The following is a 25,376-nucleotide window of genomic DNA, read 5'->3' as shown; positions in this document are numbered from 1 at the left end:
GCGGCGGCGGCACGAAGCGAACGGTCGGACGAAAAAAAACCGCCCGGGCGGGGCGGTTCTCGATCCGGCGCGCGTCGCGCGGCGGGCTTAGTTCAATGCGTCGAACACGCGTTGACGGATTTCGTCCACCGCGCCGAGCCCGGAGATCTTCCGGTACGCGGGCGCCTGCAGGCCGTTTTCCGCGCCGCGCTGCGCCCAGTCGCCGTAGTACGCGATCAGCGGCTTCGTTTGCGCTTCGTACACGTCGAGCCGCTTCTTGACGGTCTCTTCCTTGTCGTCGTCGCGCTGGATCAGCGGCTCGCCCGTGATGTCGTCGTGGCCTTCGACCTTCGGCGGGTTGAACTTCACGTGGTAGGTGCGGCCCGATGCCGGGTGCGTGCGGCGCCCGCTCATTCGCTCGATGATTTCGGAGAACGGCACGTCGATTTCGAGCACGTAGTCGATCGCGACGCCGGCGTCCTTCATCGCATCCGCCTGAGCGATCGTGCGCGGGAAGCCGTCGAACAGATAGCCGTTCGCGCAATCCGCTTCCTTCAAGCGCTCCTTGACGAGGCCGATGATCAGCGAATCAGGCACCAGCTTGCCTTCGTCCATGTAGCCCTTCGCCTCGACGCCGAGCGGCGTGCCGGCCTTGACGGCCGCGCGCAGCATGTCGCCCGTCGAGATTTGCGGGATGCCGAACTTTTCCTTGATGAAGTTTGCCTGGGTGCCCTTTCCCGCTCCGGGCGCACCCAACAGGATCAAACGCATGGTGATATCTCCAAGTATGTAAATGCTTTGGCGCGAGACGCGGATGCATCGGCAACGCACGGCTTCGCGGTTTCCTTCGAGCGCCGCGGGCCGGTCTGACAGCGGCGCATCGGAACGGATACGCGGCGGCCGGCAGCGAAGCGGGCTGAGATCAATCTGGGGAAGCGGCGGTGGGCGATGGCTCGCGCAATCGTCCGATTATGCCACGGCTCATTTTGGACCCGGCCGAAAAAGGGCCTGCACGCGCGCGAGATCAGCCGGCGTGTCGATGCCGGCCTCGGGCGCTTGCGCGGTGACGAGCACCGCGATTCGCTCGCCGTGCCACATCGCGCGCAGCTGTTCGAGCTGTTCGGCCTGTTCGATCGGCGCTTGCGCGAGCGACGGATAGGTGCGCAGGAACCGCGCACGATACGCGTACAGCCCGATGTGCCGGTAGACCGGAAACGCGGGGGCGGGCATCGCGGCGACGTTCGGCCAGTGCGGCTGGTAGGCGTCGCGCGACCACGGGATCGGTGCGCGGGAAAAGTAGAGCGCGACGCCGTGCGCGTCGAGCGCGACCTTCACGTAGTTCGGATTGAATACTTCGTCCGCCGCATGGATCGGATGCGCGGCGGTCGCGATCGCGCATCCGGGGTGGGCGGCCAGGTGGGCGGCGACGTCGCGCACCAGCTGCGGATCGATCAGCGGCTCGTCGCCCTGCACGTTGACGACGATCGTGTCGTCGGCCCAGCCGAGCTGCGCGGCGACTTCCGCGAGACGGTCGGTGCCCGACGGATGGTCGGCGCGGGTCAGCACCGCCTCGAAGCCGTGCGCGCGGGCCGCATCGAGCACGCTTTGCGCGTCGGATGCGACGAGTACCTGCTCGGCGCCCGCTTTGCGCGCGCGCTCGGCCACGCGTACGACCATCGGCTTGCCGCCCAGGTCGGCGAGCGGTTTGTTGGGCAGACGGGTCGACGCGAGGCGGGCCGGGATGACGGCGATGAAGGGCTGGGACGTGGTCATCGAAAATTCAGGACAAGGGCGGGACGGAATCGGCGCCGGCGCGCCGCCCGTGAGGCAGCGGCGCGGACTGCGCGCGGTGTCAGCGGCCGGCGGCGGGACCGGCCGGATCGACGGGCGTGCCCTCGACCGTCTGGCGCGCCTCGTCGACGAGCATCACGGGGATGCCGTCGCGGATCGGGTAGGCGAGCTTGTCGGCGTTGCAGATCAGTTCCTGCGCGCCGCGGTCATAGTGGAGCGGGCCTTTGCAAACAGGGCACACAAGGATTTCAAGCAGGCGAGCGTCCACGGAGTTTCTCCACAACGAGAGCGATAAGGCGAGGATCGAGCGCGGCTTCGACCGGGACGACCCAGATTCGTGCATCGCGCCAGGAAGCGCCCAATTTTACTGCATCCTTCTCGGTAATCAGGATTGCGTCGACGTGATCGTCGACGAACGGGTTGTCGGCGAATGCGTAGTGATCGGGCAGCGCACGCGTGGCGGGCGCGAGGCCGGCCGCGCGCAGCGTCGCGAAGAAGCGCTCCGGCGCGCCGATGCCGGCCGCCGCGAGCACGCGCTCGCCGGCGAACTGCGACAACGGGCGGCGCAGCGACGGCTGGTCGAGATGCCACGCGTCGCCGGGCGCGAGCCGCAGCGCGAAGGTATCGGGCCACGGCGGCAGCGCGCGGCTGTACGGGTCGTTGACGAGCGTTGCGTCGCGCTGTCGCGACAGCGGTTCGCGCAGCGGGCCCGCGGGCAGCAGGAAGCCGTTGCCGCCAAGCCGGTGATCGAACACGACCAGCTCGACCGTTCGCCGCATCCGGTAATGCTGGAGGCCATCGTCGCTGACGACGACGTCGACCTCCGGGTGCGCGGCGGCCAGCGCGCGCACCGCCGCGACGCGGTCGGGGCAGACCCACACCGGCGCGAGCGTGCGGCGGGCGATCAGCAGCGGTTCGTCGCCGGCCGCCGAGGGCGTGGAGGCCGGCGTGACGGCGGTCGGTGCGTCGATGCGCGCGCCGTAGCCGCGCGACACCACACCGGGCCGGAAGCCCGCCGCGCGCAGCGCTTCGACGAGCGCGATCACGGTCGGCGTCTTGCCGGTGCCGCCGACCGTCACGTTGCCGACCACCACCACCGGCACGCCGGGATCGATGCGCGCTTTCCAGCCGCGCGCGAACGCGGTGCGGCGCAATGCCGCGCACGCGCCGAACACACCGGCGAACGGCGTCAGCGCCCACGCCAGCGGGCCGCGGCGTTGCCACTCGCGTGCGATGCGCGCCTCGAGGCGGGCAAGCAGTCCGCTCGACGCGCTCATGGGGCGGGACGCGACGCGCGGGGCGCCGCTGCGGGAGACGGGTTCGTCAACAAGGATCTCCGGGAAAACGGGGGACGCCGTGCGTCCGGGGAAGGCGGCACTCTAGCGCGGCCGCCGGGCGCGCGGCAAGCCGCGCACGGTCCGCCCCGATTTTCCCGGTGCGCGGCGCGGCTGTGGATAACTCTGTGAAGAACTTCGGCGCGACCGACCGGACAGGCCCGCACGATGGACTTCCGGTCGGCACGCCAGCGCCCTGGATTCGAAAAAATTTGCGTTAATTCAAGTACTTGCTTTGAATCTTCTGAGCGCTGGGGAGGTTTGTTACGACTCCGTCCCCGGTCCGTCCAGGATGTGGACACTTCCCGCGCCGGAGCGGGCGCCGCACGCGCGGCTGGACGCGGCGGCCGGCGCGGTCTATCGTTTGGCCGGCCGAATTCATCCGACTCTCCATGCAATCCGACTCCTCATTCGCCGCTCCCGGCGGCGCGCCGTCCGGCGATGGCGTGATCCCCGTTTCCGCGCTCAACCGGGCGATCGGCACGATGCTCGAACGTTCCTTTCCGCTGCTGTGGGTGGCGGGCGAGGTCTCGAACTTCACGCGTGCCGCGAGCGGGCACTGGTATTTCTCGATCAAGGATGGGCAGGCGCAGATGCGCTGCGTGATGTTCCGCGGCCGTGCGCAGCACGCGGAATTCACGCCGCGCGAGGGCGACCGGATCGAGGTGCGCGCCCTGGTCACGATGTACGAGCCGCGCGGCGAGGTGCAGCTCAATGTCGAGGCGGTGCGGCGCACGGGGCAGGGCCGGCTGTACGAGGCTTTCTTGCGGCTGAAAGCACAGCTCGAGGCGGAAGGGCTGTTCGCGCCGGAGCGCAAGCGTGCGCTGCCGCAGCATCCGCGTGCGATCGGCATCGTCACGTCGCTGCAGGCCGCGGCGCTGCGCGACGTCGTGACGACGCTCGCGCGCCGTGCGCCGCACATCCCGGTGATCGTCTATCCGGCACCGGTGCAGGGTGCGGGCGCGGCGGAGAAGCTCGTCGCGATGGTGCAGGCCGCCAACGCGCGGCGCGAGGTGGACGTGCTGATCGTGTGCCGCGGCGGCGGCTCCATCGAGGATCTGTGGTCGTTCAACGACGAGGGGCTCGCGCGCGCGATCGCGGCGAGCGAGCTGCCGGTCGTGAGCGGCGTCGGGCACGAGACCGATTTCACGATCGCCGATTTTGCCGCCGACCTGCGCGCGCCGACGCCGACGGGCGCAGCCGAACTCGCGAGCCCGCAGCGCGCGCTGCTGCTGCGCGATCTCGGCGAGCGTCAGGCGGCGCTCGCGCGCGGCCTGCGCCGCATGCTCGAGGCGCGCGCGCAGCAACTCGACTGGCTGTCCCGCCGGCTCGTGAGTCCGGCCGAGCGAATGACGCAGCAGCGCAGCCACGTCCGGCAATTGGCCGCGCGGCTCGCGGCGGCGGGCGCACGGCCGGTACGCGACGCGCGCGCTCGTTTCGCGCTTGCGCAACTACGCTGGCAGGGGGGCCGCCCCGACGTCGCGCAGTCGCGCCGCGCGCTCGACGGACTCGCGCAGCGCCTCGAAGCGGCGCTGCAGCGCCGTCACGAACGTGACACGGCGCGCGTGGCAGCCTGTGCGGCGCGGCTCGAGGTGCTGAGCCCGCAGCGCACGCTCGAGCGCGGCTACGCGGCGTTGATCGATGCGCAGACGGGCCGCGCGGTGCGCGCGCCGGCGGCGCTCAAGCCGCAGCGGCGTCTGACCGTGCATCTGGCGGAAGGCTCGGCCGATATCGCGCTTGCCGACGTGCAACCGCGTCTTTCGGATACATTCTGAGGAACGGCGCGCAACGCGCATGCGGACAGCGCGATGGGCTCGCGCGATTTCGCCGGCATTCGCGCCTGCGTCGATCTTTCGGATACCGCGGATAAAGGCCCGCGAGTTTGCGGGGTTATTCGTAGTCGCCTACAATCGAACGCTCCGCAGCACCCAACACAAGCCCTCCCTACATACTTCTACGAAGGAATCGCCATGGCTCATACGCTCCCGCCGCTGCCGTACGCTGAAGACGCGCTCGCTCCGCACATCTCGCTCGAGACGATCCAGTACCACTACGGCAAGCATCACCAGACCTATGTGACGAACCTGAACAACCTGATTCCGGGCACGGAGTTCGAGAACCTGTCGCTGGAAGAGATCGTGAAGAAGTCGTCGGGCGGCATTTTCAACAACGCCGCACAGATCTGGAATCACACGTTCTTCTGGAACAGCCTGTCGCCGAACGGCGGCGGCGCACCGACGGGCGCGCTGGGCGATGCGATCAATGCGAAGTGGGGTTCGTTCGACGCGTTCAAGGAAGCCTTTGCCAAGACGGCGATCGGCACCTTCGGTTCGGGCTGGGCGTGGCTCGTGAAGAAAGCCGACGGTTCGCTCGACCTGGTGTCGACGAGCAACGCCGCGACGCCGCTCACGACCGACGCGAAGCCGCTGCTGACGATCGACGTGTGGGAGCACGCGTACTACATCGACTACCGCAATGCGCGTCCGAAGTTCGTCGAAGCGTTCTGGAACATCGTGAACTGGGATTTCGCGGCAAAGAATTTCGCCTGAGCGGCACGGGCGCCGCGCGACCGCTCCGATGGGCGGCGCGAAGCCGCCAGCCTGATTCGACCGCCTGCGGTCCGTTTCAACGGACCGCAGGCGGAAAACCCTCCGCCGGAGGGTTTTTTTTCGCGCCGCGGCCGGACCCGGGTAGGTGGCGGCATCGATGGAACGCTGCCGGCGATTAATCATTTCGTATTCCATATCGACTATCGAGGCGCATGGTCCTTGATGCATCCGCTCGGGCGCTCAGATATTGAGAATAGATAATCGATGCGCTGTGTCCGCGATATGGGGGGTTTATTGATCCGACTAAGGGCGTGTATTTAATTAAATGAAATTGATATATGTCTAAAGTGAATCGATGCGAAGCGACATGGTTTGGCCGCAGTGGATTCCGGGCGGACGCGACGAAGGTTCGAAGGCGTCCGCATGCGCCGTAGCGGAATGCCACCGCCGATGTGAAATGGATCGCGTGTGTGATCTCGCACCTGCCGCGCGTATCGTGCGACAAATGACGTAAATACGATTTGGTGATTGTTCTAAATTGATTTATCGTTTTTTAGATCCAGTACTAATGATGATGGATTGGATTTTATATTTATGTTTGGCATTATTGTGCCGGCAAAACATCAGTCGTTTGAGTCAAGCAATCGCCTCATGTTTGAGGGAGCGTTTCCGAGGGGGATCGGTTCAGGCGCGACATGTGCCATGTGTCGCCTGCGTTCGATCGTGCATCGCTGCCTGTGGGATCGGGGTGGACGGGGCAACACGGATCATCGGGGCCGTTTCGGATTGCGTGCGCAAACGTTACACAGAAGACCGGCTGTTTCGATGATCGAGGCCGGAAAAATAGGAGGGGCTGAGTGAACGATGTCAGGCGGGTTGTTGCGATCGGCGCACCGGGTGGGGGAGGCGACGATCCCGGCGGCGCGGTCCGGCAGGCGGAGACCGGCGGGGGCCGGCGAGGCCCTGCGTTGCGTGAAAATCTAACCGGAACAGGAGAAAGCGTGCGTTATACGAAGAAAATACTGGCGCTGCTGCTCGATTTCGCCGTGCTTCCCGAGAAGTCCAAGCGGGAGTTTCTCTTGAAGATGAACGAGTTCCTGATGATGTCGCCGGTGCAGCGGCGGCGCGCGATGCAGGAGTGGGAGGGGGTGACCGACGCCAAGCCGCTCGAATCGCGCGTCGGCGCGCTCAAGTCGCACTAGTCGCACTAGTCGGCGCCGGGGCGGGCTCGCTCCGGCGCTCAGCGTGCGCCGTCGCCGAACCCGCTCGCCTGCCGAAGCGCGGGAACATCGAGAATCTCGATTTCGCCGACATGGAGCCGCACGATGCCGCGCGCGGCGAGATCCTTCAGCAACTGATTGGTCGTTTGCCGCGTCAGCGACAGCAGCGAGGCGAGTCGTTCCTGCGACAGGCTGATGCGCGTGTGCCCCACGCTGATGCCGCCGTAGCCTTCCGCAATCATCAGCAGCCGGGTCGCCAGTCGCTGTGCGGCAGGCATCAGGCTCATCGCCTCGACGGTCAGAAACGACATGCGCAGCTTTTGCGCCATCAGAAGCGCAAAATGACGCCAATAGTGCGGTTCCCGGTCGAGCAGATGTTGCAGTGCGGCTTGCGGGAGGTGCAGCAGCAGCGTGGGTTCGGCGGCGATCGCGTCGTGCGTGCGCGGCAGGCCGTCGAACAGCGAGATCTCGCCGAGCCAGGTGGTCGGTTCGGCGATGGTCAGCAGCGCTTCCTTGCCGTCCGCGTCGACCGCGCCGATCGTCAAGCCGCCCGCCAGCACCGCGTACAGCCCGCACGGCGCGTCGCCGCGGCGGAACAGGATCTGTCCCGCGTCGAGCGAGCGCAGCCCGGCGTGCGCGATCAACCGGTCGCGCAGCGCGTCGGGCAACGCTCGGAACCACGGATTGGTGTCGAGTTGGGACCGGTAGGGTTCGAGTGGCGACGTCATGGGCGCGGCGGTGTCGGGTAGCTGACAGAGAAGGGAAGCTGCGACGGGCATGATAACGCTCGCCCACCAAGGAAGGAGACGCGATGAAAACCCTGGTTGATCACTTGGCCCAATATGCGGCCTATCACCGCGATGCGCGCAACGTCGCGACGCATCTGGTCGGCATTCCGATGATCGTCGTGGCCGCCAGCGTGCTGCTGTCGCGCCCGGCGCTGGGCGCGGCCGGCGCGGCCGGCGCGGTCGCGCTGACCCCCGCGCTGCTCCTCATGCTGGCGTTCGCCTGGTTCTACCTGAGACTCGACCTGCGGTTCGGCGCGGTGATGAGCGGCTTGCTCGCGCTCAGTCTGTGGGCCGGTCAGACCCTGGCCGCACAGTCGACCGCGGTGTGGCTCGGCACGGGCATCGGGCTGTTCTTCGTCGGCTGGGTGATCCAGTTCGTCGGACACTACTACGAAGGCCGCAAACCCGCTTTCGTCGACGATCTCGTCGGCCTGATGGTCGGGCCGTTGTTCATCGTTGCCGAAGTGGCGTTCTTCATCGGCTGGCGCGACGAGGTGCGTGTGGAAATCGAGCGGCGCGCGGGGCCGGTGCACGGCGCTACCGTGCGTGCGTGACCCGCGACCGATGGCGGCAATCGGCATCTACGGAGCGGGCGCGATCGGCTGCTATCTCGGCGGCCGGTTGCTCGCGGGCGGCAGCGATGTCGCGTTGATCGGGCGCGAGCGTACCGGTGCGGCGTTGCGCGAGCACGGTCTCGCGCTGTCCGACTATCGTGGCCGCTCGGCGCACGTGCCGCCCGAGCGGATCGCGTTCGCAACGGACGCCGGTGCGCTGGCGGACGCCACGCTGGTGCTCGTGACCGTGAAGTCGGCGGCGACGCCCGATGCGGCCGAGGCGCTGGCTCGCGTGGCGCGGCGCGACGCCGTCGTCGTCAGTTTCCAGAACGGTCTCGACAACGCCGACGTTCTGGCGAAGGCGCTACCTGGCCGTACCGTGCTGGCCGGCATGGTGCCGTTCAACGTCGTTGCCCGCGGCGCCGGGGTCTTTCATCAAGGCTCGGCGGGCGAGCTGGAGGCGACGGACGCGCCCGCGCTACGGCACTTTGCGGGCGAATTCGTCCGCGCGGGCCTGCCGCTGCGCATCCATGCGGATCTGCGTCCGGTTCAGTGGGCGAAGCTGCTGTTCAATCTCAACAATGCGATCAATGCGCTCGCGAACCAGCCGCTCAAGGCGGAACTCGCGCAGCGCAGCTACCGGCGCTGCCTGGCGCTCGCGCAGCAGGAGGCGCTCGGGGTGTTCGCGCGCCTGCGGATGCGGCCCGCGCGGCTGACGCCGTTGCCCGCCGCGTGGGTGCCGCACATGCTGGCCGCGCCCGATCCGTTGTTCGCGCGGCTCGCCCGCGGGATGCTGACGATCGACCCGCTCGCGCGTTCGTCGATGGCGGACGATCTGACGGCGGGCCGACCGACCGAGGTCGACTGGATCAACGGCGCGGTGGTCCGGCTTGCCGGACAGGCGGGCTGCGGCGCACCCGTGAATGCGCGCTTGTGCGCACTCGTGCATGCGGCGGAGCGCACCGGCGAGCGACCGGTCTGGAGCGGCGACGCCCTGCTGGCGGAATTGCGTGCCGCCGCGCGGGCCTGACGGCCGGCCGGATCGAGCGCGGCCGATTGCTGTCGAGCGTGCCCGAGCGGCGCGATTTGGATAGGATGGGCGGACTCGCGCCGCGACGCGGCGTTCGATCTTGCCGATTCTCTTTCCGCATCGACTGACCAGGAGCCCACGATGGATCGCACCACGCTCGACGCATACGACCTTCATGCGGCCGACTATGCGCAGGACTGGTTCGAGCAGCCGCCGCCCGACGACATGTACGCGCTGCTCGAACGCTATTTCGAACCCGGCCCGACCGCCGACATCGGCTGCGGCGCGGGCCGCGACGTGGCGTGGCTCGCGCGTCACGGTTTCGATGCGTTCGGCTATGACGGCAGCGCGGCGCTGCTCGACGAGGCACGCCGCAGGTATCCGTCGCTGCGTTTCGAGCCGGCGCTGCTGCCCACGCTGGCGGGCGTGCCGTCCGGCGCATTTCGCAACGTGCTGTGCGAGACCGTGATCATGCATCTCGCGCCCGACGAGATCGAGGCGGCGGGGGCGCGCCTGGTCGAATTGCTGCAGCCGGGCGGCGTGCTGTATCTGAGCTGGCGAGTGACGGACGGCGAGTCGCAGCGCGATGCGCGCGGCCGGCTCTATGCGGCGTTCGACGCGCAACGGGTGCGCTCGGCGCTGGGCGGCGCGGTGTCGGTGCTGTTCGATCACGAGGCGCTCAGCGAATCGTCCGGCAAGCGGATACACCGGATCATCGTGCGCCGGGATGCGCGCGCGGCGGGCTGAGCGCGGCGGCCGGCGCGTCAGTTGCGGTGCGCGGCCGCTTCCCAGTTGATGTCGACGCACAGCACCTGCATGCCCTGTGCGGCGGGCGCGGCGATCGAGGCGGTCACGCACAGGTGGGCCTCGTTGATCGACAGGTACGGCGGCGTCAGGTGCACGCGCCCCGGCACCCGCAGCGCCTGGATGAAATACGGCCGGCGTTCCCAGCTCGCGCCTTCCGAATGCAGCAGCGGGCGGAAGCGCTTCGCGCGCTGCGACACGTGGCCATGCGGCAGCACGTTGTCGCCGATCTGGCGGCCCGACGCATCGAGCAGGAAGCAGCGTGCGGTTTCCGGCAGCGCGAGCAGCGGGGCGGCGGCCTGCGTGACGTCCCGGCCTTCGCGGACCAGCGCGCTCGCCTGCGCGAGCGCCGCGACATAGGGCGCGAGGCGGGAGGCCTGGCTGCGTTCGCGTTCCGCGACGCGCAGCCGCAGCGCGGCCGACAGCGTATCCATGCAGCCGGCCGCGGCCTGCGGCTGAACCGGTTCGACGCTCGGACCGGCGAAATACTGCCCTTGCACGAAATCGACGTCGCATTCGAGCGCGATCAGCGCTTCGCGTTCGGTGCTGAGCCCGCCCATCAGCACCAGCTGGCCTGATTCGTGCAGCAGCGACACCATGCCCGGCAGCACGCGCTCGAGGTGCGAATGTTCGCTCGCCTGCGCGAGGATGCCGCGGTCGAGCGTGACGATGTCGGGATGCAGGTGCCACACGCGGTCGATGTTCGAGTGCTTTGCGCCGAAGCCGCCGAGCGCGATCAGGAAGCCGGCCTTGCGCAACCCGTCGACGATCGCGGCGAAACGGGGCGTCTCGCCGCCCGCCTGTTCCGGCACTTCCAGCACGACACGCTGCGGCGACAGCCCGAGCGCCTTCAGGTTCGCGAGCAGCGCGTCGCCGTACACGGTGTCCATCAGCGCGGCCGGATGCAGGCTCAGAAAGAGCCATTCGTCATGGCTGTCGAACGCATGGAAATTGCCGAGATGCAGCGATTCGGCGAGCCGGCCGAGTTCGAGCAGGTCGCCGCGCCGCGCCGCCTGCGTGAACACCTCGTGCGACGGCACCTGGCGGCTGTCGGCATCCTGCGCGCGCAGCGACGCGTGGTAGCCGATCGCGCGGCGATGCGACACCGAAAAGACCGGCTGGAACACGCTGAACACGGTGTAGTCGCCGTACAGCACGGTGCGCCGGTTGCCGTCGTCGCCCGCAACGGGGCGCGGTGGCTGGAAGCCTGGGGGATCGATGTCGATCATGCTCATGATGTCGGCCGGTGAGAGGCTGTCAGTTTACCTACAGAATAGGCGAGCAAGAAACGTGCACAAAAAAGCCGTTCCCGGACCGCGGCGACTGCGCCCGCCCACGCCGTTCCTGCACCTGCGTGGTGCACCGCGCGTCGGCGCGGCGCGCGGACCGGCTGTTCGACGGCGCGGTCCGCCGCTTGCTCACGCGCGTTCCGACGGGTCGGTCTTGCGGGCCGTGCCGCGAATGTCCGGCGCGAGCTGCGCGAAAATCCACGCGGAGCCTGCCGTGATGATACCGACGCACAGGAAGGTCGCATGAAAAGCCGGCAGCGAGTGGGTCGGCGTCGCGCTTTTCATCATCCCGGTGAAGGTGGCGAGCAGCGCCCCCGCGACCGTCACGCCCAGGCTCATCGACAGCATCTGCACCAGCGAAAAGAGACTGTTGCCGCTGCTCGCGCCGCCGGTGCCGAGATCCTTCAGCGTCAGCGTGTTCATCGCGGTGAACTGCATCGAGTTGAAACCGCCGAACAGCGCGAGCTGCGCGACCTTGAGCCAGACGGGCATCGTGTCCCGCATCAGCGCGAAGCTGGCCATCATCAGTCCCACCATGATCGTGTTCGACAGCAGCACCTTCCGGTAGCCGTACCGCGTGATCAGCTGCGTGATCAGGTGCTTGGAGAACATGCCGGCCGCCGCGACGGGCAGCATCATCAGCCCCGCCTCGAACGCGCTGTAGCCGAGGCTCACCTGCAGCAGCAGCGGGATCAGGTAAGGCATCGCGCCGCTGCCGATCCGCGCGAACAGGTTGCCGAGCAGGCCGACGCTGAACGTGTGGATCCTGAACAGCTCCAGCGAGAAGATCGGCTGCGGTGCCCGCACCGCATGGAGGCCGTAGGCGACGAAGCACGCGAGGCTCAGGATCAGCAGCACCAGCACGGCCGCGTGCTGCATGCCGAGATCCGCGAGGCCGTCGAGCGACAGCGAGATCGCGATCATGCCGATCGTCAGCAGCAGATAGCCCTTGAGGTCGAAGCGGCCCGCGGCCGGGTTGCGCGCGTCGGGCATCGAATAGAAGGTCGCGATGCAGCCGGCGACGCCGACCGGCACGTTGATCAGGAAGATCCAGTGCCACGATGCGATCTTCACGAGCCAGCCACCGAGCGTCGGGCCGATCAACGGGCCGATCAGGCCGGGGATCGCGACGAACGACAGCGCGGACAAGTAGCGCTCGGCGGGAAACGTGCGCAGCACCGCGAGCCGGCCGACGGGCAGCAGCATCGCACCGCCGACGCCCTGGATCACGCGGAACACGACCAACTGCTGCAGCGTGTGCGCATTCGCGCACAGCAGCGAGCCGAGCGAGAAGACCAGGATCGCGCTGAAAAACACGCGGCGGGTGCCGAGCTTGTCGGCGAGCCAGCCCGACACGGGGATCATCACGGCCATCGTCAATGAGTACGCGATCACGACCGATTGCATCCGCAGCGGCGATTCGCCGAGGCTGGCCGCCATCGACGGCAGCGCCGTGTTGACGATCGTCGAATCGAGGGTCTGCATGAAGAAGCCGGTGGCGACGAGCCACAGCATCACGGTCAGCGATTTTTCACTCGGGGCGCAAGCAGATGGGGCTGGAGGCATGGAGAGGGTGCGGCGAGGGTGCACCGGGGTGCGGGCAGCCGACATTGTAGGGAAACCGGCCCGGATACGCAGGGTGTCGTGCTGTGTCTGCCATTTCATCAGTACAGTTCGGCATGAAGTGTCAGGAAGTGTCTATGGCAGGTGACATGTCGTTGTCATGAGAATGGATCGACTCCCTCATGCCGACATTGGAGGCGTTCATGCGCGAGATTCGAACCTATGCATTCGAGCAGGGCGAGCCGGCGATCGCGTGGCGTACGACGCGTCCGGTGCGCCTGATCGTGACGGCGGGCGAAGTGTGGCTGACGGTTGAAGGCCGGGTCGACGATTACTGGCTGGCGCCGGGGCAGCCGTTCGAGTTGCCGCCGGGTGTGCGCGTGTGGATCGGCGCGGGACGTGGCGATGCGCAGGTCGAGCTGGCTTTCGCGGTGACGGCGCCGTCGCTGAGCGAGCGCGCGCCGCTGCGTGGCGCCGGGTCGTGGCGGACGCGCTCGGGTCAGGCCGGCGCGTCCGTGCCGATGTAGCGTGCGCGCGGACGGATCAGCTTGCCGTCCGCCTGCTGTTCGATCGCGTGGGCGATCCAGCCCACGACGCGTCCCGCTGCGAACAGCGCGAATGCCGCGTCGCGCGGCAGGGCGAGCGTGCGTTCGAGCACCGACAGCGCGAAATCGATGGTCGGCCGCAGCAGGATCGCCGCTTCGACGGCTGCGGCGAGCGCCAGCGCATCGCGCAACGCCGGACGCGTGCCGGCGTACGCGCGCAGCGCGTCCAGCAGCAGTACCGCGCGCGGGTCGCCGTCGGGATAAAGCGGATGGCCGAAGCCCGCCAACCGCGAGCGTCCGCCGCTCTCGCGTTCGTCGTGTGCGAGCCGCACCGCGAGATAGCGGTCGAGATCGTCGGCGCGTGCCGCTTCGTCGAGCAGCGCGCTGACCCGAATCGTTTCGCCGCCATGCCGCGGCCCCGACAGCGCGGACAGTCCGCCCGCGATCGCGCCGTAGAGATGGGTTCCCGTCGACGCGATGCAGCGCACGGCGAAGGTCGAAGGATTGAGCTCGTGGTCGGCGCACAGCACGAGCGCCATCCGCAACAGGTCGGCGCCTCGCCGGTCGCGCACCCCCCACGCCGCGCCGAGCTGGCGATGAATCGGCACGGCCGACGGCGCGACGCCCGCCAGTGCCCCGGCCGTGGCGCGCATCAGCGAGCACGCCGTATCGAGCTGCGCGTCGCGGCCCTGCGCCCAGATCCGCGGCATGGTGGCCGCGGCCGCGGGCAGCAGCACCAGCGCGCGTTCGAGCGGCGGAAGATCGCCCCACAGTGTCAGCCACTCGGCCCACGGCGGGGCGCCGGGGCCGGATAACGCAGCCGGGCCTCGCATGAGCCGCTCGGGCGGGCACGCCCACAGCAGCGCGGCAACCTCTTCGAGCGTCGCGGCGGCAGCCAATTCGATCGCGTCGCGGCCGCGATAGTGCAGCCTGCCGTTCGTGATCTGCGTGAGCGCCGACTCCAGCACCGGCAGCCCCCAGTCGAGCGTGCGTTCGGCAACCTTGCCGGCGCGCTTCGCGTCCGCGCGGCGACGCGCGAGCAGCCGTACTTCGTCGCCGTCGTAGGAACGGCGCTTGCTGGCGCCGTCCGGCCGCGATTGCAGCAGGCCGCGGCTGACGTACGCATACAGCGTCGGCAGGCTGACGCCGAGCAATTGCGCGGCTTCGGTGGCGGAGAGACGGGCCATGGCGGGTTCCTGCGGACGCGCAGTCGCGGGTCCGGCTTACTACGATTCGTTATGTATTGATTCAACTGATCAAGATTGATCGCGGGTACCGCGCATTCTAGACTCGTTTCCATTGTGTCCCGACGAGAAAACGATCATGCATCCTGAACAGGCGTTATTCGCGCTGTGGCGTACGGTGGGCGGCGATCCGGCGGCGCTCGAGCGGGTCGGCATCGAGGGCGGCGACCCGGGGTTGCCGTCGGTGTACCGGGTCGGCGCGCTGGCCGCATCGACCGTGGCGGCGGCTGGGCTCGCCGCCGCCGAGTGCCTGCGCGAGCGCACCGGTCGCGCGCAGCGGGTGACCGTGTCGTTGCGCCGCGCGCTGGCGGTGTTTCGCAGCGAGCGCTATCTGCGGGTGGACGGCGGGCTGCCGCCCGACCCGCGGCATCCGGTGACGGGGTTCTACGAGACGCGCGATCATCGCTGGATCCAGTTGCACGCGAATTTTCCGCATCACCTGCAGGGCATCCTCGACGTGCTCGGCAGCGGCGGAGAGCCCGCGCAGGTGGCGGCAGCGATTCGCGGCTGGGACGGCGCCGCGCTCGATGCCGCGCTGGCCGAGGCCGGCATGTGCGCCGCGCTGATCCGTTCGCCGCGCGAGTGGGGCGAACTCGAACAGGCGCGCGCGCTCGAGCATATGCCGCTGCTGGAAATCGAACGCATCGGCGACGCGCCGCCCCGGCCCATCGGCGCCGGTTCCGCCGAGCGGCCGCTGGCCGGCACGCGCGTGCTCGACCTGACGCGGATCATCGCGGGGCCGGTGGCCGGGCGCACGCTCGCGCAGCATGGCGCGCAGGTTCTGCTGGTGAACGGTCCGCACCTGCCGAACATTCCGGCACTCGTGATCGACAACGGCCGCGGCAAGCGCTCGACGCTGCTCGATTTGCGCGACGAGCCGGGCTGCGACGCGCTGCACGCGCTCGCGGCGGACGCGGACGTATTCCTGCAGGGCTATCGCCCCGGCGCGCTCGCCGCGCGGGGCTTCGGCGCGGCGGAGCTGGCGCGGCGCCATCCGGGCATCGTGTGCGTGTCGATCAGCGCCTATGGGCAGGTCGGCCCGTGGGCCGGGCGGCGCGGCTTCGACAGTCTGGTGCAGTCGGCGAGCGGGATCGCGTGGACCGAGCAGCGCGCGGCGCGGCAGTCGTCGCCCAGGCATCTGCCTTGCCAGGCGCTCGATCACGCGAGCGGCTATCTCGCCGCGTGCGGCGCCATGATCGCGCTGGCGCGGCGGGCGCGGGAAGGGGGCAGTTGGCAGGTGCGGGTGTCGCTCGCGCAGACGGGGCGCTGGCTGCAGTCGTTCGGCACGATCGACGGCGGCGAACGGACACCGGACGTGCGATACGACGATGTGCAGGATTGTCTCGACGAGGTCGTGTCGCCGTTCGGGGTGGTGCGTGCGGCAATGCCCGCGGAGCAACTGGCGGACACGCCGCCGCGCTTCGCGCGACCGCCGGTTCCGCTCGGTACCGATGCGCCGTGCTGGCTGCCGTGAGGCGCGGCGCTACTTGCGCAATTCGACGACGAAGTCGTAGTAATCGTTGCGGCAGTACGTGTCGGTGAGCTCGATCGCACGCTGGTCGGCGGTATAGCCGATCCGGGTGATCAGCAGCAGCGCGTCGTGCGGGGCGATGCCCATCTGGCGCGCGACCTCGTCGCTCGCATTGACCGCGCGGAAATGCTGCAGCGCGCGCACGATGGGCGTGCCCCGCTGTTCGAGATAGCTGTACAGCGAATCGCCGATGGCCTGCGGATCGGGGATGATGGTGGCGGGGAAGGTGGAGGCCTCGACGGCCATCACGATGTCGTCGGCGAGCCGCATCCGTTTCAGGCGCGTGACCGATGCGGCGGGCGACAGACCGAGCTGGATCACTTCATCGCGGTTGGCCGGCTGGATGTCGCGCGAGATCCATTGCGAACTGGGATTGAAACCGCGCCGCTTCAGCATCTCGCTGAAGCTCGACAGCCGCGACAGCGGATCTTCGTAGCGCGGCTGGATGAAGTTGCCGGCGCCCTGGGTGCGGCGGATCAGGCCTTGTTCGACCAGCAGCGCGATCGCCTTGCGCGCGGTGATGCGCGATACGCCGATCGCTTCGGACAGCAGCCGTTCCGACGGCAGCGCCTCGCCGGCCGCCCAGCGATTGTCGTGGATCGCGTCGCCCAGCCGGCGGGCGAGCTGGAGGTAGAGCGGCGTGTCGTTGTCCGGGTCGGGGCGCAGATCGTACCAGCGGTCTTCCGTCGATGGCTTCATGGAGTGCATGTTGGAAACAGTTGGGCCATTTTATGTCATCGTGCGCCGCCGGCCTAACCGGTATTTTGCGGTGCATGTCGCGGCACGGGCGCGAGCCGATACACTGGCGGGCATTGTGAAGGCCGCAGATCGCGGCCTGCGCGCACGAGAATCGCGAGGGACGTGATGACAGGCAAGCTCGACACGGTGGCCCTGCCGGACGGCGAATCCATCCCGAAACTCGGGCAGGGCACCTGGGAGATGGGGGAGCGGCCGGTGCGCCGCGCCGGGGAGATCGCCGCGCTGCGCGCGGGCGTCGAACTGGGCCTGACGCTGATCGATACCGCCGAGATGTACGGCGACGGCGCGACCGAGACGCTCGTGGGAGACGCGCTTGCGGGGCTGCGCGACGACGTGTTCCTGGTGAGCAAGGCGTATCCGCACAATGCAGGCCGCCGGGGTGTCGTCGCGGCGTGCGAGGCGAGCCTCAAGCGGTTGCGCACCGATCGACTCGATCTGTACCTGCTGCACTGGCGCGGCTCGGTGCCGCTTGCCGAAACGATTGCGGGATTCGAGGCGCTGAGGGCGGCAGGCAAGATTCGCCACTGGGGCGTCAGTAATTTCGATACCGACGATATGCAGGAGCTGGTATCCGAAGCCGGCGGCGACGCGTGCGTGACGAATCAGATTCTCTACAACATCGCGCGCCGCGGCCCGGAATTCGATCTGCTGCCCTGGCTCGGGCGGCACCGGATGCCGGCGATGGCGTACAGCCCCATCGATCACGCGCGGCTGCCCGGGGGAACGGCGCTCGACGAGATCGCACGCGAACGCGGGGTCTCGTCGATGCGGGTGGCACTGGCCTGGGTGCTGCGACAGCCCGGCGTATTCGCGATTCCGAAAGCGGGCCGCGTCGAACACGTGCGCGACAACCGCGCGGCGCTCGATTTCGTCCTGAGCGCCGCGGAACTGGCGCGGCTCGAGGCGCAGTTCAACGCGCCACGGCGCAAGCGCCCGCTGGAAATGCTGTAACGGACACGGCCCTGCGTGGCGGCCGGTCGTCAATGACCGCCGTTGCCGCCGTTCGCGCCGGCGCCGTTGCCGTTACCGCCACCGCGTCCGCCAGGGCCCATGCCGCCGCCGCGTCCACCCGGGCCCATGCCGCCTGCACCGTGCCCGCCCGGGCCCATGCCGCCCGTCCCGAGTCCGCCGACACCGAGTCCGCCCGGGCCGATGCCGCCGGCGCCGTGGCCGCTCGGGCCTGTCCCGTGTGAGCCGCAACCGCAGCCCGTGCTTCCCGACGTGCTGCCGCTTGAAGTGCCGCCACCCGAAGTGCCGCCGCCCGAAGTGCCGCCACCCGAAGTGCCGCCACCCGAAGTGCCGCCACCCGAAGTGCCGCCACCCGAGGTGCCACCACCCGAGGTGCCGCCGCCGCTCGAACTTCCATGTCCTCCGGACGACCCGCTGCCACGACCGCTGCCGCTGGCGACTCCCCCCGTCGCGCCGACGCTGCCGCCAGTATTGCCGCCTGTGTTACCGCCGGTACTGCCGCCGCTGCCATGACCGCCGCCGCTACCGCCGTTGCCGCCGCCACCGCCGTGTCCGATCTTGCAGGCTTCCGGATCGCCCGGGCAGGCATGCGGCGCGAACAGCATTGCCGCATCGTCGGCTGCGCTGGGTGCATTGGCGTCGGTGTTCTGAGCGACTTGAACGGGGACGGAAACGGGCTGGGCGACTGCCTGCAGTGCGACGAACCACGCGGGAATCACGTCGCGGGCCGACTGGGCGAACGACGGCTGGGCCACGAACCATGACATCGCAGCGAGCGCGAAAACGACGACGCGATGCCGTCGCCGCGAGGGTGAGGGATACGTGATCCATCCGCTGTTATTCATGATCGGCCTCCCGGAGCCCGCGATACTGATTGATCGCGTTGCTTCACGCCTGCGCTTGTGCGGAGTCCATAGCGTTGAATCTGCCGACATCCGGCGAACGAGCCACGGCGGATCGGCTGAAGCGGTTTCCGGATGGTTATGGATAGCGCCGCACGGGCTTGCGACCCGGCGCACACCGGTGATAGAGCGATAAACGTGCCATCGGCCGCACGGCCCCGATCCATATGGCGCGGGCCGACCCGACATCCGACCGCGCGGCGTCAAACGACGAAATCTGTATCGGAAGTGAAACACGCACAAGCCGCCGGTAAGAGTGTCAAGCGCGAGGCCGGCCCGCGGGCATCGATGCTAGGGGGGATGACGGTATGTGTCGTTCGTGATCCTGGTTGTCTTGCGGTGGTTCGGCGGCGGGCGGATCGCTCTCGATACACGCGGTGCGCTCGACGATTGCCGGCGCGCTCCGTTCGGCAAGAACAGGGGGCGCAGGCTCCGCACCGGAGCAGAGCCTGCGCCGCTCATGCCGGAGAATGGGTTCGGATATCGACGAGTGGATCGCATGCCGGACCAGGGCGAGGCGAACCGCTATCGAGTCGGGCTGACTGCGCACGGGAAACGGCATACCACCGGAGATCCACGATTGCCTTCATGCGGGATGTAAGGACTACGAACCGTCCTGCCTTCCGGTCCCGGCGGCTTCGTACTGCGAGCGTCGGGTCGGCGGCACCGTATCCCTCTGTCTCGGGGAGCCATGCAACGCGCGTCGTCCGGATTCGGGGCGACGGCCGGACCGGCCAGGATCCGGGAGCCGTCCGGCCCGCTCTCCCGGAACGGGCCGCATGCGCCGACGTCCCGCTCTTCGACGCATAAAAAAGCCCGTCCGCTTCCGGACGGGCCGACGACGATCGGAATCGCCGCGTTCGAGCGCCTAGCGGCGGTCGACCTGCTTCGCGTTGATCACCGCTTCCGACACGCTGTTGGGCGTCTCGGCATAGTGCTTGAACTCCATCGAGTAGGTCGCGCGGCCCTGCGTGGCCGAGCGCAGCGACGTGGAATAGCCGAACATCTCGGCGAGCGGTACTTCGGCGCGCACCAGCTTGCCGCCGCCGCCCGCGATGTCTTCCATGCCCTGCACCATGCCGCGCCGGCTCGAGAGGTCGCCCATCACGTTGCCCATGAAATCCTCGGGCGTTTCCACCTCGACGGCCATCATCGGTTCGAGCAGCACCGGCTTCGCGCGGCGCATCGCTTCCTTGAACGCCATCGAGCCGGCCATCCGGAATGCGTTTTCGTTCGAGTCGACGTCGTGGTACGAGCCGAACGTCAGATGCACCTTGACGTCGACGATCGGGTAGCCCGCGAGCACGCCCGATTTCAGCGTGTCCTGGATGCCCTTGTCGACGGCCGGGATGTACTCGCGCGGGATCACGCCGCCCTTGATCTCGTCGAGGAACTCATAGCCCTTGCCGGGGTTCGGCTCGAGCGTGATGACCGCGTGGCCGTACTGGCCGCGGCCGCCCGACTGCTTGACGAACTTGCCTTCGACGTCCTCCGCGACCGCGCGCACCGTTTCGCGATAGGCCACCTGCGGCTTGCCGACGGTCGCTTCTACGCCGAACTCGCGCTTCATCCGGTCGACCAGAATTTCCAGGTGCAGCTCGCCCATCCCCGAAATGATCGTCTGGCCCGATTCCTCGTCGGTCTGCACGCGGAACGACGGATCTTCCTGAGCGAGACGATTGAGCGCCAGGCCCATCTTTTCCTGGTCGGCCTTCGTCTTCGGCTCGACGGCCTGCGAAATCACCGGCTCCGGGAATTCCATCCGCTCGAGAATGATCGGCGCCGACGGGGCGCACAGCGTATCTCCGGTGGTCGCTTCCTTCAGGCCGACCGCCGCCGCGATGTCGCCCGCGCGCACTTCCTTGATTTCCTTGCGCTCGTTCGCGTGCATCTGCAGGATCCGACCCAGCCGTTCCTTCTTGTCCTTCACAGCGTTCAGCACGGTGTCGCCCGATTCGACGACGCCCGAGTACACCCGGAAGAAGATCAACTGGCCGACGAACGGGTCGGTCATGATCTTGAATGCGAGCGCGGAGAACGGCTCGTCGTCGCTCGGATGACGTTCCGCTTCCTTGTCGTTCAGGTCGTGGCCGAGGATCGCGGGCACGTCGACGGGCGACGGCAGGTAGTCGATCACCGCGTCGAGCATCGCCTGCACCCCCTTGTTCTTGAATGCGCTGCCGCACAGCATCGGCACGATCTCGTTGGCGACCGTGCGCTGGCGCAGTGCCGCCTTGATCTCGTCTTCGGTCAGCGAGTTGTGGTCGGTCAGGTACTTGTCGAGCAGCTCCTCGCTCGCTTCCGCCGCGGCCTCGACCATCTTCCCGTGCCACTCGTTGGCCAGCTCGACGAGGTTCGCCGGAATCTCTTCATAGGTGAACTTCACGCCCTGGCTTTCGTCGTCCCAAAGAATCGCCTTCATCTTGACGAGGTCGACGACGCCCTGGAAGTGATCTTCCGCGCCGATCGGGATCTGGATCGGTACCGCGACGCCTTTCAGGCGTTCGCCGATCTGCCGCTGCACGCGGAAGAAATCCGCGCCGACCCGGTCCATCTTGTTGACGAATGCGATGCGCGGCACCTTGTACTTGTTTGCCTGGCGCCACACCGTTTCCGATTGCGGCTGCACACCGCCGACCGAGTCGTACACCATGCAGGCGCCGTCGAGCACGCGCATCGAGCGTTCGACTTCGATCGTGAAGTCGACGTGCCCGGGAGTGTCGATGATGTTGATCCGGTGCTCCGGGTAGTTGCCGGCCATGCCTTTCCAGAACGCGGTGGTGGCCGCGGACGTGATCGTGATGCCGCGCTCCTGTTCCTGCTCCATCCAGTCCATCGTTGCCGCGCCGTCGTGCACCTCGCCGATCTTGTGGCTCACGCCGGTGTAGAACAGGATGCGCTCGGTCGTCGTGGTCTTGCCGGCGTCGATGTGAGCGCTGATGCCTATGTTCCGATAGCGCTCGATGGGGGTTTTGCGGGGCACGTGAACCTCCTTAGGTTCTGGACTGAAGCGGGCCGCCGACATGGCAGCCCGGTGCGACTCGTACGAGACTTAAAGCATAGCGCGTGCTCGTGGCTTTTGCAGATGTGGGTAACGATCGCGGAATCAAGCCGGGAGGGCGAAAAACCGGGCGCGCATGCGCAAAAAAAGCCGGTGCGCTGGCGCGACCGGCTTTCCGCTGTCAGCCTCACGGCCGGAGACCGTCGGGCGTTACTGCGGCTGCGGCAGACCGTCGAGCTTCATGCCCGGCTTGATGCCTTTCGCGGCGAACCAGCCTTTGCTCATTTCGAGCGCGTACACGCCGTTGTTGCGCGGGCAGTGATTGTCGGTGGTCTCGGCCTTCATTTCGTCGATGTCGGTGATCGTGCCGTCCGCGCGGACGAACGCGATCGACAGCGGGATCAGCGTGTTCTTCATCCAGAAACAATGGACCGCATTCTCGTTGAAAACGAACAGCATGCCCTCGTTCGGCGCAAGCTGGGAGCGGTACATCAGGCCCTGCTCGCGATCCGCGTCGTTCGCCGCGACCGCGGCATCGATCACGTACATGCCGGCCCGCAGCTTGACGCGCGGGAAGTCGCCCGGCTGCTTGGCGCCGGGCGGCATCTGCGCCGTCTGGGCCTGGGCGGCCGGCATGCCGCCGGCGGCGAATGCCAGCGCGACGGGGAGGGCGGCGGCTCGCACGAGACGGGCGAGCGAAGAGCGCGGAGAAAATCGCACAGCGGGGCTCCTATCGGAAACGAGACCCGCATGGTACGCGAAGCGCGGCGGCGAACGCATCAGACGGGCGGAAAAAGAAAAAGGCAGATCGCCTTGCGGGGATCTGCCTTTCAACGCCGTAAGAACGGCAACTGCTGGTTCTTGACTGCGTTATTACAACTTGCTTACTTAGTTCGAAGCAGCTGCCGGGGCTTCAGCGGCGCTTGCTGCCTTCTTTGCGTGCGCCTTCTTGTGCGCGTGCTTCTTGTGAGCCTTCTTAGCCGGTGCCGAAGCTGCGTCAGCAGCCGGTGCGGCGGCCGGAGCCGAAGCTTGTGCGAAAGCAGCCGTTGCGAAGAGGCCAGCGACCAGAGCGGCGATCAGTTTGTTCATTTTGTGTTTCCTCAGCTTTAGTTAATTAACCAAATGACCCGGCATAGGAGTCATGTCGTCTAACGGTGCCATCCACCTTTCGGTTGACAGACGCGTTGAGAAAAAATCTCTCTGCGCTGCGGGCGTCCGGCCGGTAGTTTGATGTCGCGCAAACGACGAACCTGCGGCTTTCGTGCCAATGCCGGATAGCTGGGAGCGGCATCTGCGTCGTTTAACGCGTGAGGTTTGCACCCGGTTGACGTGCCGGTCCGTACTTCATGGAACTGTCATGTGCCGCACGCGAAGCCGTCCCAGGGCGCCCGGTCGGGCAGGTCGAGCGTTGCACCGGGCGCAAGGCCGAGCGAAAACAGGTCGAGCGCGCCGATTCCGACCCGCACCAGCCGCAGAGTGGGGAAACCGACGGCGGCCGTCATGCGGCGCACCTGGCGGTTCTTGCCCTCGGTGATCGCCAGCTCGACCCAGGCAGTCGGGATTGCCGCGCGATAGCGGACCGGCGGGTTGCGGGGCCACAGCGTCGCGGGCGGCTCGACCGGTATCGCCCGGCACGGGCGCGTCACGTAGTCGCCCAGGTCGACGCCGCGCGCGAGCGCCTTCAGCGCGGCCGCGTCGGGCGTGCCCTCGACCTGCGCCCAGTAGCGTTTCACCAGCTTGTGGCGGGGTTCGGCGATCCGGGCCTGCAGCGCGCCGTCGTCGGTCAGCAGCAACAGGCCCTCGCTGTCGGCATCGAGGCGGCCGGCGGGATAGACCCCCGGCGTCTTGACCCAGTCGCCGAGCGATGCGCGGGTTTCGTGCGCGGAAAACTGGCAAATGGTGCCGAACGGCTTGTTCAGAGCGAGCAGGGTCATGGCGTGAATCGGGCGGCGGGCGGCCCGGGGCGGGCCGCGTTCTATGGCAAATGGCGGAATCTTAATGCATAATACGGAACGGCAAGTCTTTTGTCTTATATAAGACTTGAGTGGAACCCGAAGGCGCTGCCCGCCTTCGCGCCGCCAAGCCTCCTTCGGGCGCTAGAATAGCGACTCGCTGTTGCAGGCACGGGGCCGGCGCCCACCGTCGCGAGCCAGGCAGCTATCAGCAGAATCCCACCAGCCCAGCCATATCACTGGAGTCGATCATGCCGTATCAGCACATCAAGGTTCCGGACGGCGGTGACAAGATCACCGTCAACAAGGATTACTCGCTCAACGTTTCCGATCAGCCGATCATTCCTTACATCGAGGGCGACGGGACGGGCTTCGACATCACCCCGGTGATGATCAAGGTCGTGGACGCGGCGGTCGAGAAAGCCTACGGCGGCAAGAAGAAGATCCACTGGATGGAGATCTACGCCGGCGAAAAGGCGACCAAGATCTACGGTCCGGACGTGTGGCTGCCGGAGGAGACGCTGCAGGTGCTGAAGGATTACGTCGTGTCGATCAAGGGGCCGCTGACGACCCCGGTCGGCGGCGGCATCCGTTCGCTGAACGTCGCGCTGCGCCAGGAGCTCGACCTGTACGTCTGCCTGCGCCCGGTGCAGTACTTCAAGGGCGTGCCGTCGCCCGTGCGGGCGCCGGAAAAGACCGATATGGTGATCTTCCGCGAGAATTCCGAGGACATCTACGCCGGCATCGAGTGGGCGGCGGAATCCGAGCAGGCGAAGAAGGTCATCCAGTTCCTGCAGGACGAAATGGGCGTGAAGAAGATCCGTTTCCCGGAAACGTCGGGGATCGGGATCAAGCCGGTGTCGCGGGAAGGCACCGAGCGCCTGGTGCGCAAGGCGATCCAGTACGCGATCGACAACGATCGCAAATCGGTGACGCTGGTCCACAAGGGCAACATCATGAAGTTCACGGAAGGTGCGTTCCGTGACTACGGCTATGCGCTCGCGCAGAAGGAATTCGGCGCGGAACTGATCGACGGCGGTCCGTGGATGCGCATCAAGAGCCCGAAGACGGGCGCCGAGATCGTCGTGAAGGATTCGATCGCCGATGCTTTCCTGCAGCAGATCCTGCTGCGCCCGGCCGAATACGACGTGATCGCGACGCTGAACCTGAACGGCGACTACATTTCCGACGCGCTGGCCGCGCAGGTAGGCGGCATCGGCATCGCGCCGGGCGCGAATCTGTCGGATTCGGTCGCGATGTTCGAGGCGACGCACGGCACCGCGCCGAAGTACGCCGGCAAGGACTACGTGAATCCGGGTTCGGAGATCCTGTCGGCGGAAATGATGCTGCGCCACCTCGGCTGGACCGAGGCGGCCGACGTGATCATCTCCGCGATGGAAAAGTCGATCCTGCAAAAGCGCGTCACATACGACTTCGCGCGCCTGATGGAAGGCGCGACGCAGGTGTCGTGCTCGGGTTTCGGCCAGGTGCTGATCGAGAATATGTAAGTCCCGCCGTTGCGCGGCCCGGCAGTGCCGGCCGCGCAACGCTCCGGCGCTGCCGGGCCCGTCC

At 67.6% G+C, this 25,376-nt stretch carries 24 protein-coding genes; 10 read left to right on the top strand and 14 right to left on the bottom strand.

The genetic code is table 11. The features are described from left to right. Positions 1-87: 87 nt before the first annotated feature. The 4 genes from adk to lpxK form a co-directional block, all read right to left on the bottom strand. Positions 88-750, bottom strand: a complete 663-nt coding sequence (gene adk, locus RZR99_RS17705) for an adenylate kinase (protein WP_323121058.1) — start codon at positions 748-750, stop codon at positions 88-90. A gap of 210 nt (positions 751-960) precedes the next feature. Beyond that, a complete protein-coding gene (gene kdsB / locus RZR99_RS17700; protein WP_323121057.1) occupies positions 961-1,752 on the bottom strand; it encodes a 3-deoxy-manno-octulosonate cytidylyltransferase in 792 nt (263 codons plus the stop codon). A 79-nt stretch (positions 1,753-1,831) separates the two neighbouring features. Next, positions 1,832-2,038 carry a Trm112 family protein gene (locus RZR99_RS17695; protein WP_323121056.1) on the bottom strand — a complete coding sequence of 69 codons (207 nt, stop codon included), beginning with the start codon at positions 2,036-2,038 and terminating at the stop codon, positions 1,832-1,834. After that, positions 2,019-3,047, bottom strand: coding sequence for a tetraacyldisaccharide 4'-kinase (gene lpxK / locus RZR99_RS17690; protein ID WP_323121055.1), 1,029 nt, complete (start codon positions 3,045-3,047; stop codon positions 2,019-2,021). The genes RZR99_RS17695 and lpxK overlap by 20 nt, the downstream gene beginning before the upstream one ends. Positions 3,048-3,496: 449 nt before the next feature. Here lpxK and xseA point away from each other — a divergent pair, with 449 nt between their 5' ends. The 3 genes from xseA to RZR99_RS33340 all read left to right on the top strand — a co-directional run bounded on the left by xseA (position 3,497) and on the right by RZR99_RS33340 (position 6,855). Next, a complete protein-coding gene (xseA, locus tag RZR99_RS17685; protein ID WP_323121054.1) occupies positions 3,497-4,879 on the top strand; it encodes an exodeoxyribonuclease VII large subunit in 1,383 nt (460 codons plus the stop codon). A gap of 195 nt (positions 4,880-5,074) precedes the next feature. Further along, positions 5,075-5,653: a superoxide dismutase [Fe] gene (sodB, locus tag RZR99_RS17680; RefSeq protein WP_273998841.1), complete on the top strand. Its 579-nt coding sequence runs from the start codon at positions 5,075-5,077 to the stop codon at positions 5,651-5,653. Between the two features lie 1,001 nt (positions 5,654-6,654). After that, a complete protein-coding gene (locus RZR99_RS33340; RefSeq protein WP_407655467.1) occupies positions 6,655-6,855 on the top strand; it encodes a hypothetical protein in 201 nt (66 codons plus the stop codon). 38 nt (positions 6,856-6,893) lie between these two features. Here the strand turns inward: RZR99_RS33340 and RZR99_RS17670 are convergent, their stop codons facing one another. Beyond that, complete coding sequence (locus RZR99_RS17670) at positions 6,894-7,601, bottom strand: Crp/Fnr family transcriptional regulator (RefSeq protein WP_323121052.1); 708 nt, start codon at positions 7,599-7,601, stop codon at positions 6,894-6,896. Positions 7,602-7,684: 83 nt separating this feature from the next. Here RZR99_RS17670 and RZR99_RS17665 point away from each other — a divergent pair, with 83 nt between their 5' ends. From RZR99_RS17665 to RZR99_RS17655, 3 genes are all read left to right on the top strand, one after another. Continuing rightward, a complete protein-coding gene (locus RZR99_RS17665) occupies positions 7,685-8,215 on the top strand; it encodes an Mpo1 family 2-hydroxy fatty acid dioxygenase (RefSeq protein WP_323121051.1) in 531 nt (176 codons plus the stop codon). A 10-nt stretch (positions 8,216-8,225) separates the two neighbouring features. Beyond that, the gene (locus RZR99_RS17660; RefSeq protein ID WP_323121114.1) at positions 8,226-9,245 is read left to right on the top strand and encodes a 2-dehydropantoate 2-reductase; all 1,020 of its coding nucleotides are present in this window, start codon (positions 8,226-8,228) and stop codon (positions 9,243-9,245) included. 141 nt (positions 9,246-9,386) lie between these two features. After that, positions 9,387-9,992 carry a class I SAM-dependent methyltransferase gene (locus RZR99_RS17655; RefSeq protein WP_323121050.1) on the top strand — a complete coding sequence of 202 codons (606 nt, stop codon included), beginning with the start codon at positions 9,387-9,389 and terminating at the stop codon, positions 9,990-9,992. A gap of 17 nt (positions 9,993-10,009) precedes the next feature. Here the strand turns inward: RZR99_RS17655 and RZR99_RS17650 are convergent, their stop codons facing one another. Both RZR99_RS17650 and mdtD read right to left on the bottom strand, forming a co-directional pair. After that, positions 10,010-11,284 carry an EAL domain-containing protein gene (locus tag RZR99_RS17650; RefSeq protein WP_323121049.1) on the bottom strand — a complete coding sequence of 425 codons (1,275 nt, stop codon included), beginning with the start codon at positions 11,282-11,284 and terminating at the stop codon, positions 10,010-10,012. Positions 11,285-11,467: 183 nt separating this feature from the next. After that, positions 11,468-12,904, bottom strand: a complete 1,437-nt coding sequence (mdtD, locus tag RZR99_RS17645; RefSeq protein ID WP_323121048.1) for a multidrug transporter subunit MdtD — start codon at positions 12,902-12,904, stop codon at positions 11,468-11,470. Between the two features lie 200 nt (positions 12,905-13,104). On the opposite strand from mdtD, the gene RZR99_RS17640 reads away from it, so the two are divergent. Next, positions 13,105-13,428: a DUF2917 domain-containing protein gene (locus RZR99_RS17640; protein ID WP_323121047.1), complete on the top strand. Its 324-nt coding sequence runs from the start codon at positions 13,105-13,107 to the stop codon at positions 13,426-13,428. Here RZR99_RS17640 and RZR99_RS17635 read toward each other — a convergent pair. After that, positions 13,401-14,633: a citrate/2-methylcitrate synthase gene (locus tag RZR99_RS17635; RefSeq protein WP_323121046.1), complete on the bottom strand. Its 1,233-nt coding sequence runs from the start codon at positions 14,631-14,633 to the stop codon at positions 13,401-13,403. The two genes, RZR99_RS17640 and RZR99_RS17635, sit on opposite strands and share 28 nt — an antisense overlap. Positions 14,634-14,769: 136 nt before the next feature. Here RZR99_RS17635 and RZR99_RS17630 point away from each other — a divergent pair, with 136 nt between their 5' ends. After that, positions 14,770-16,164: a CoA transferase gene (locus RZR99_RS17630; protein ID WP_323121045.1), complete on the top strand. Its 1,395-nt coding sequence runs from the start codon at positions 14,770-14,772 to the stop codon at positions 16,162-16,164. A gap of 9 nt (positions 16,165-16,173) precedes the next feature. Here the strand turns inward: RZR99_RS17630 and RZR99_RS17625 are convergent, their stop codons facing one another. Continuing rightward, positions 16,174-16,920 carry a GntR family transcriptional regulator gene (locus RZR99_RS17625; protein ID WP_323121044.1) on the bottom strand — a complete coding sequence of 249 codons (747 nt, stop codon included), beginning with the start codon at positions 16,918-16,920 and terminating at the stop codon, positions 16,174-16,176. A gap of 165 nt (positions 16,921-17,085) precedes the next feature. On the opposite strand from RZR99_RS17625, the gene RZR99_RS17620 reads away from it, so the two are divergent. Then, the gene (locus tag RZR99_RS17620) at positions 17,086-17,931 is read left to right on the top strand and encodes an aldo/keto reductase (RefSeq protein ID WP_323121043.1); all 846 of its coding nucleotides are present in this window, start codon (positions 17,086-17,088) and stop codon (positions 17,929-17,931) included. A gap of 29 nt (positions 17,932-17,960) precedes the next feature. On the opposite strand, the gene RZR99_RS17615 is transcribed toward RZR99_RS17620, so the two are convergent. The 5 genes from RZR99_RS17615 to RZR99_RS17595 all read right to left on the bottom strand — a co-directional run bounded on the left by RZR99_RS17615 (position 17,961) and on the right by RZR99_RS17595 (position 23,786). Beyond that, positions 17,961-18,794 (bottom strand): hypothetical protein, encoded by an 834-nt coding sequence (locus RZR99_RS17615; protein ID WP_323121042.1) that lies wholly within the window; start codon positions 18,792-18,794, stop codon positions 17,961-17,963. Between the two features lie 925 nt (positions 18,795-19,719). Next, entirely contained in the window at positions 19,720-21,834 is a 2,115-nt protein-coding gene (fusA, locus tag RZR99_RS17610) for an elongation factor G (RefSeq protein WP_323121041.1), read from the bottom strand. A gap of 228 nt (positions 21,835-22,062) precedes the next feature. Continuing rightward, positions 22,063-22,572 carry a DUF192 domain-containing protein gene (locus RZR99_RS17605; protein WP_323121040.1) on the bottom strand — a complete coding sequence of 170 codons (510 nt, stop codon included), beginning with the start codon at positions 22,570-22,572 and terminating at the stop codon, positions 22,063-22,065. A gap of 168 nt (positions 22,573-22,740) precedes the next feature. Further along, entirely contained in the window at positions 22,741-22,941 is a 201-nt protein-coding gene (locus RZR99_RS17600; RefSeq protein WP_323121039.1) for a hypothetical protein, read from the bottom strand. Positions 22,942-23,207: 266 nt separating this feature from the next. Further along, positions 23,208-23,786 (bottom strand): pseudouridine synthase, encoded by a 579-nt coding sequence (locus RZR99_RS17595; protein ID WP_323121038.1) that lies wholly within the window; start codon positions 23,784-23,786, stop codon positions 23,208-23,210. A 269-nt stretch (positions 23,787-24,055) separates the two neighbouring features. Here RZR99_RS17595 and icd point away from each other — a divergent pair, with 269 nt between their 5' ends. Further along, complete coding sequence (gene icd / locus RZR99_RS17590) at positions 24,056-25,312, top strand: NADP-dependent isocitrate dehydrogenase (RefSeq protein ID WP_323121037.1); 1,257 nt, start codon at positions 24,056-24,058, stop codon at positions 25,310-25,312. Positions 25,313-25,376 lie beyond the last annotated feature (64 nt).

It is taken from the genome of Burkholderia alba, assembly GCF_034721475.1.
GTDB lineage: Bacteria > Pseudomonadota > Gammaproteobacteria > Burkholderiales > Burkholderiaceae > Burkholderia > Burkholderia alba.
This window is presented reverse-complemented; position numbering and strand designations above follow the sequence as displayed.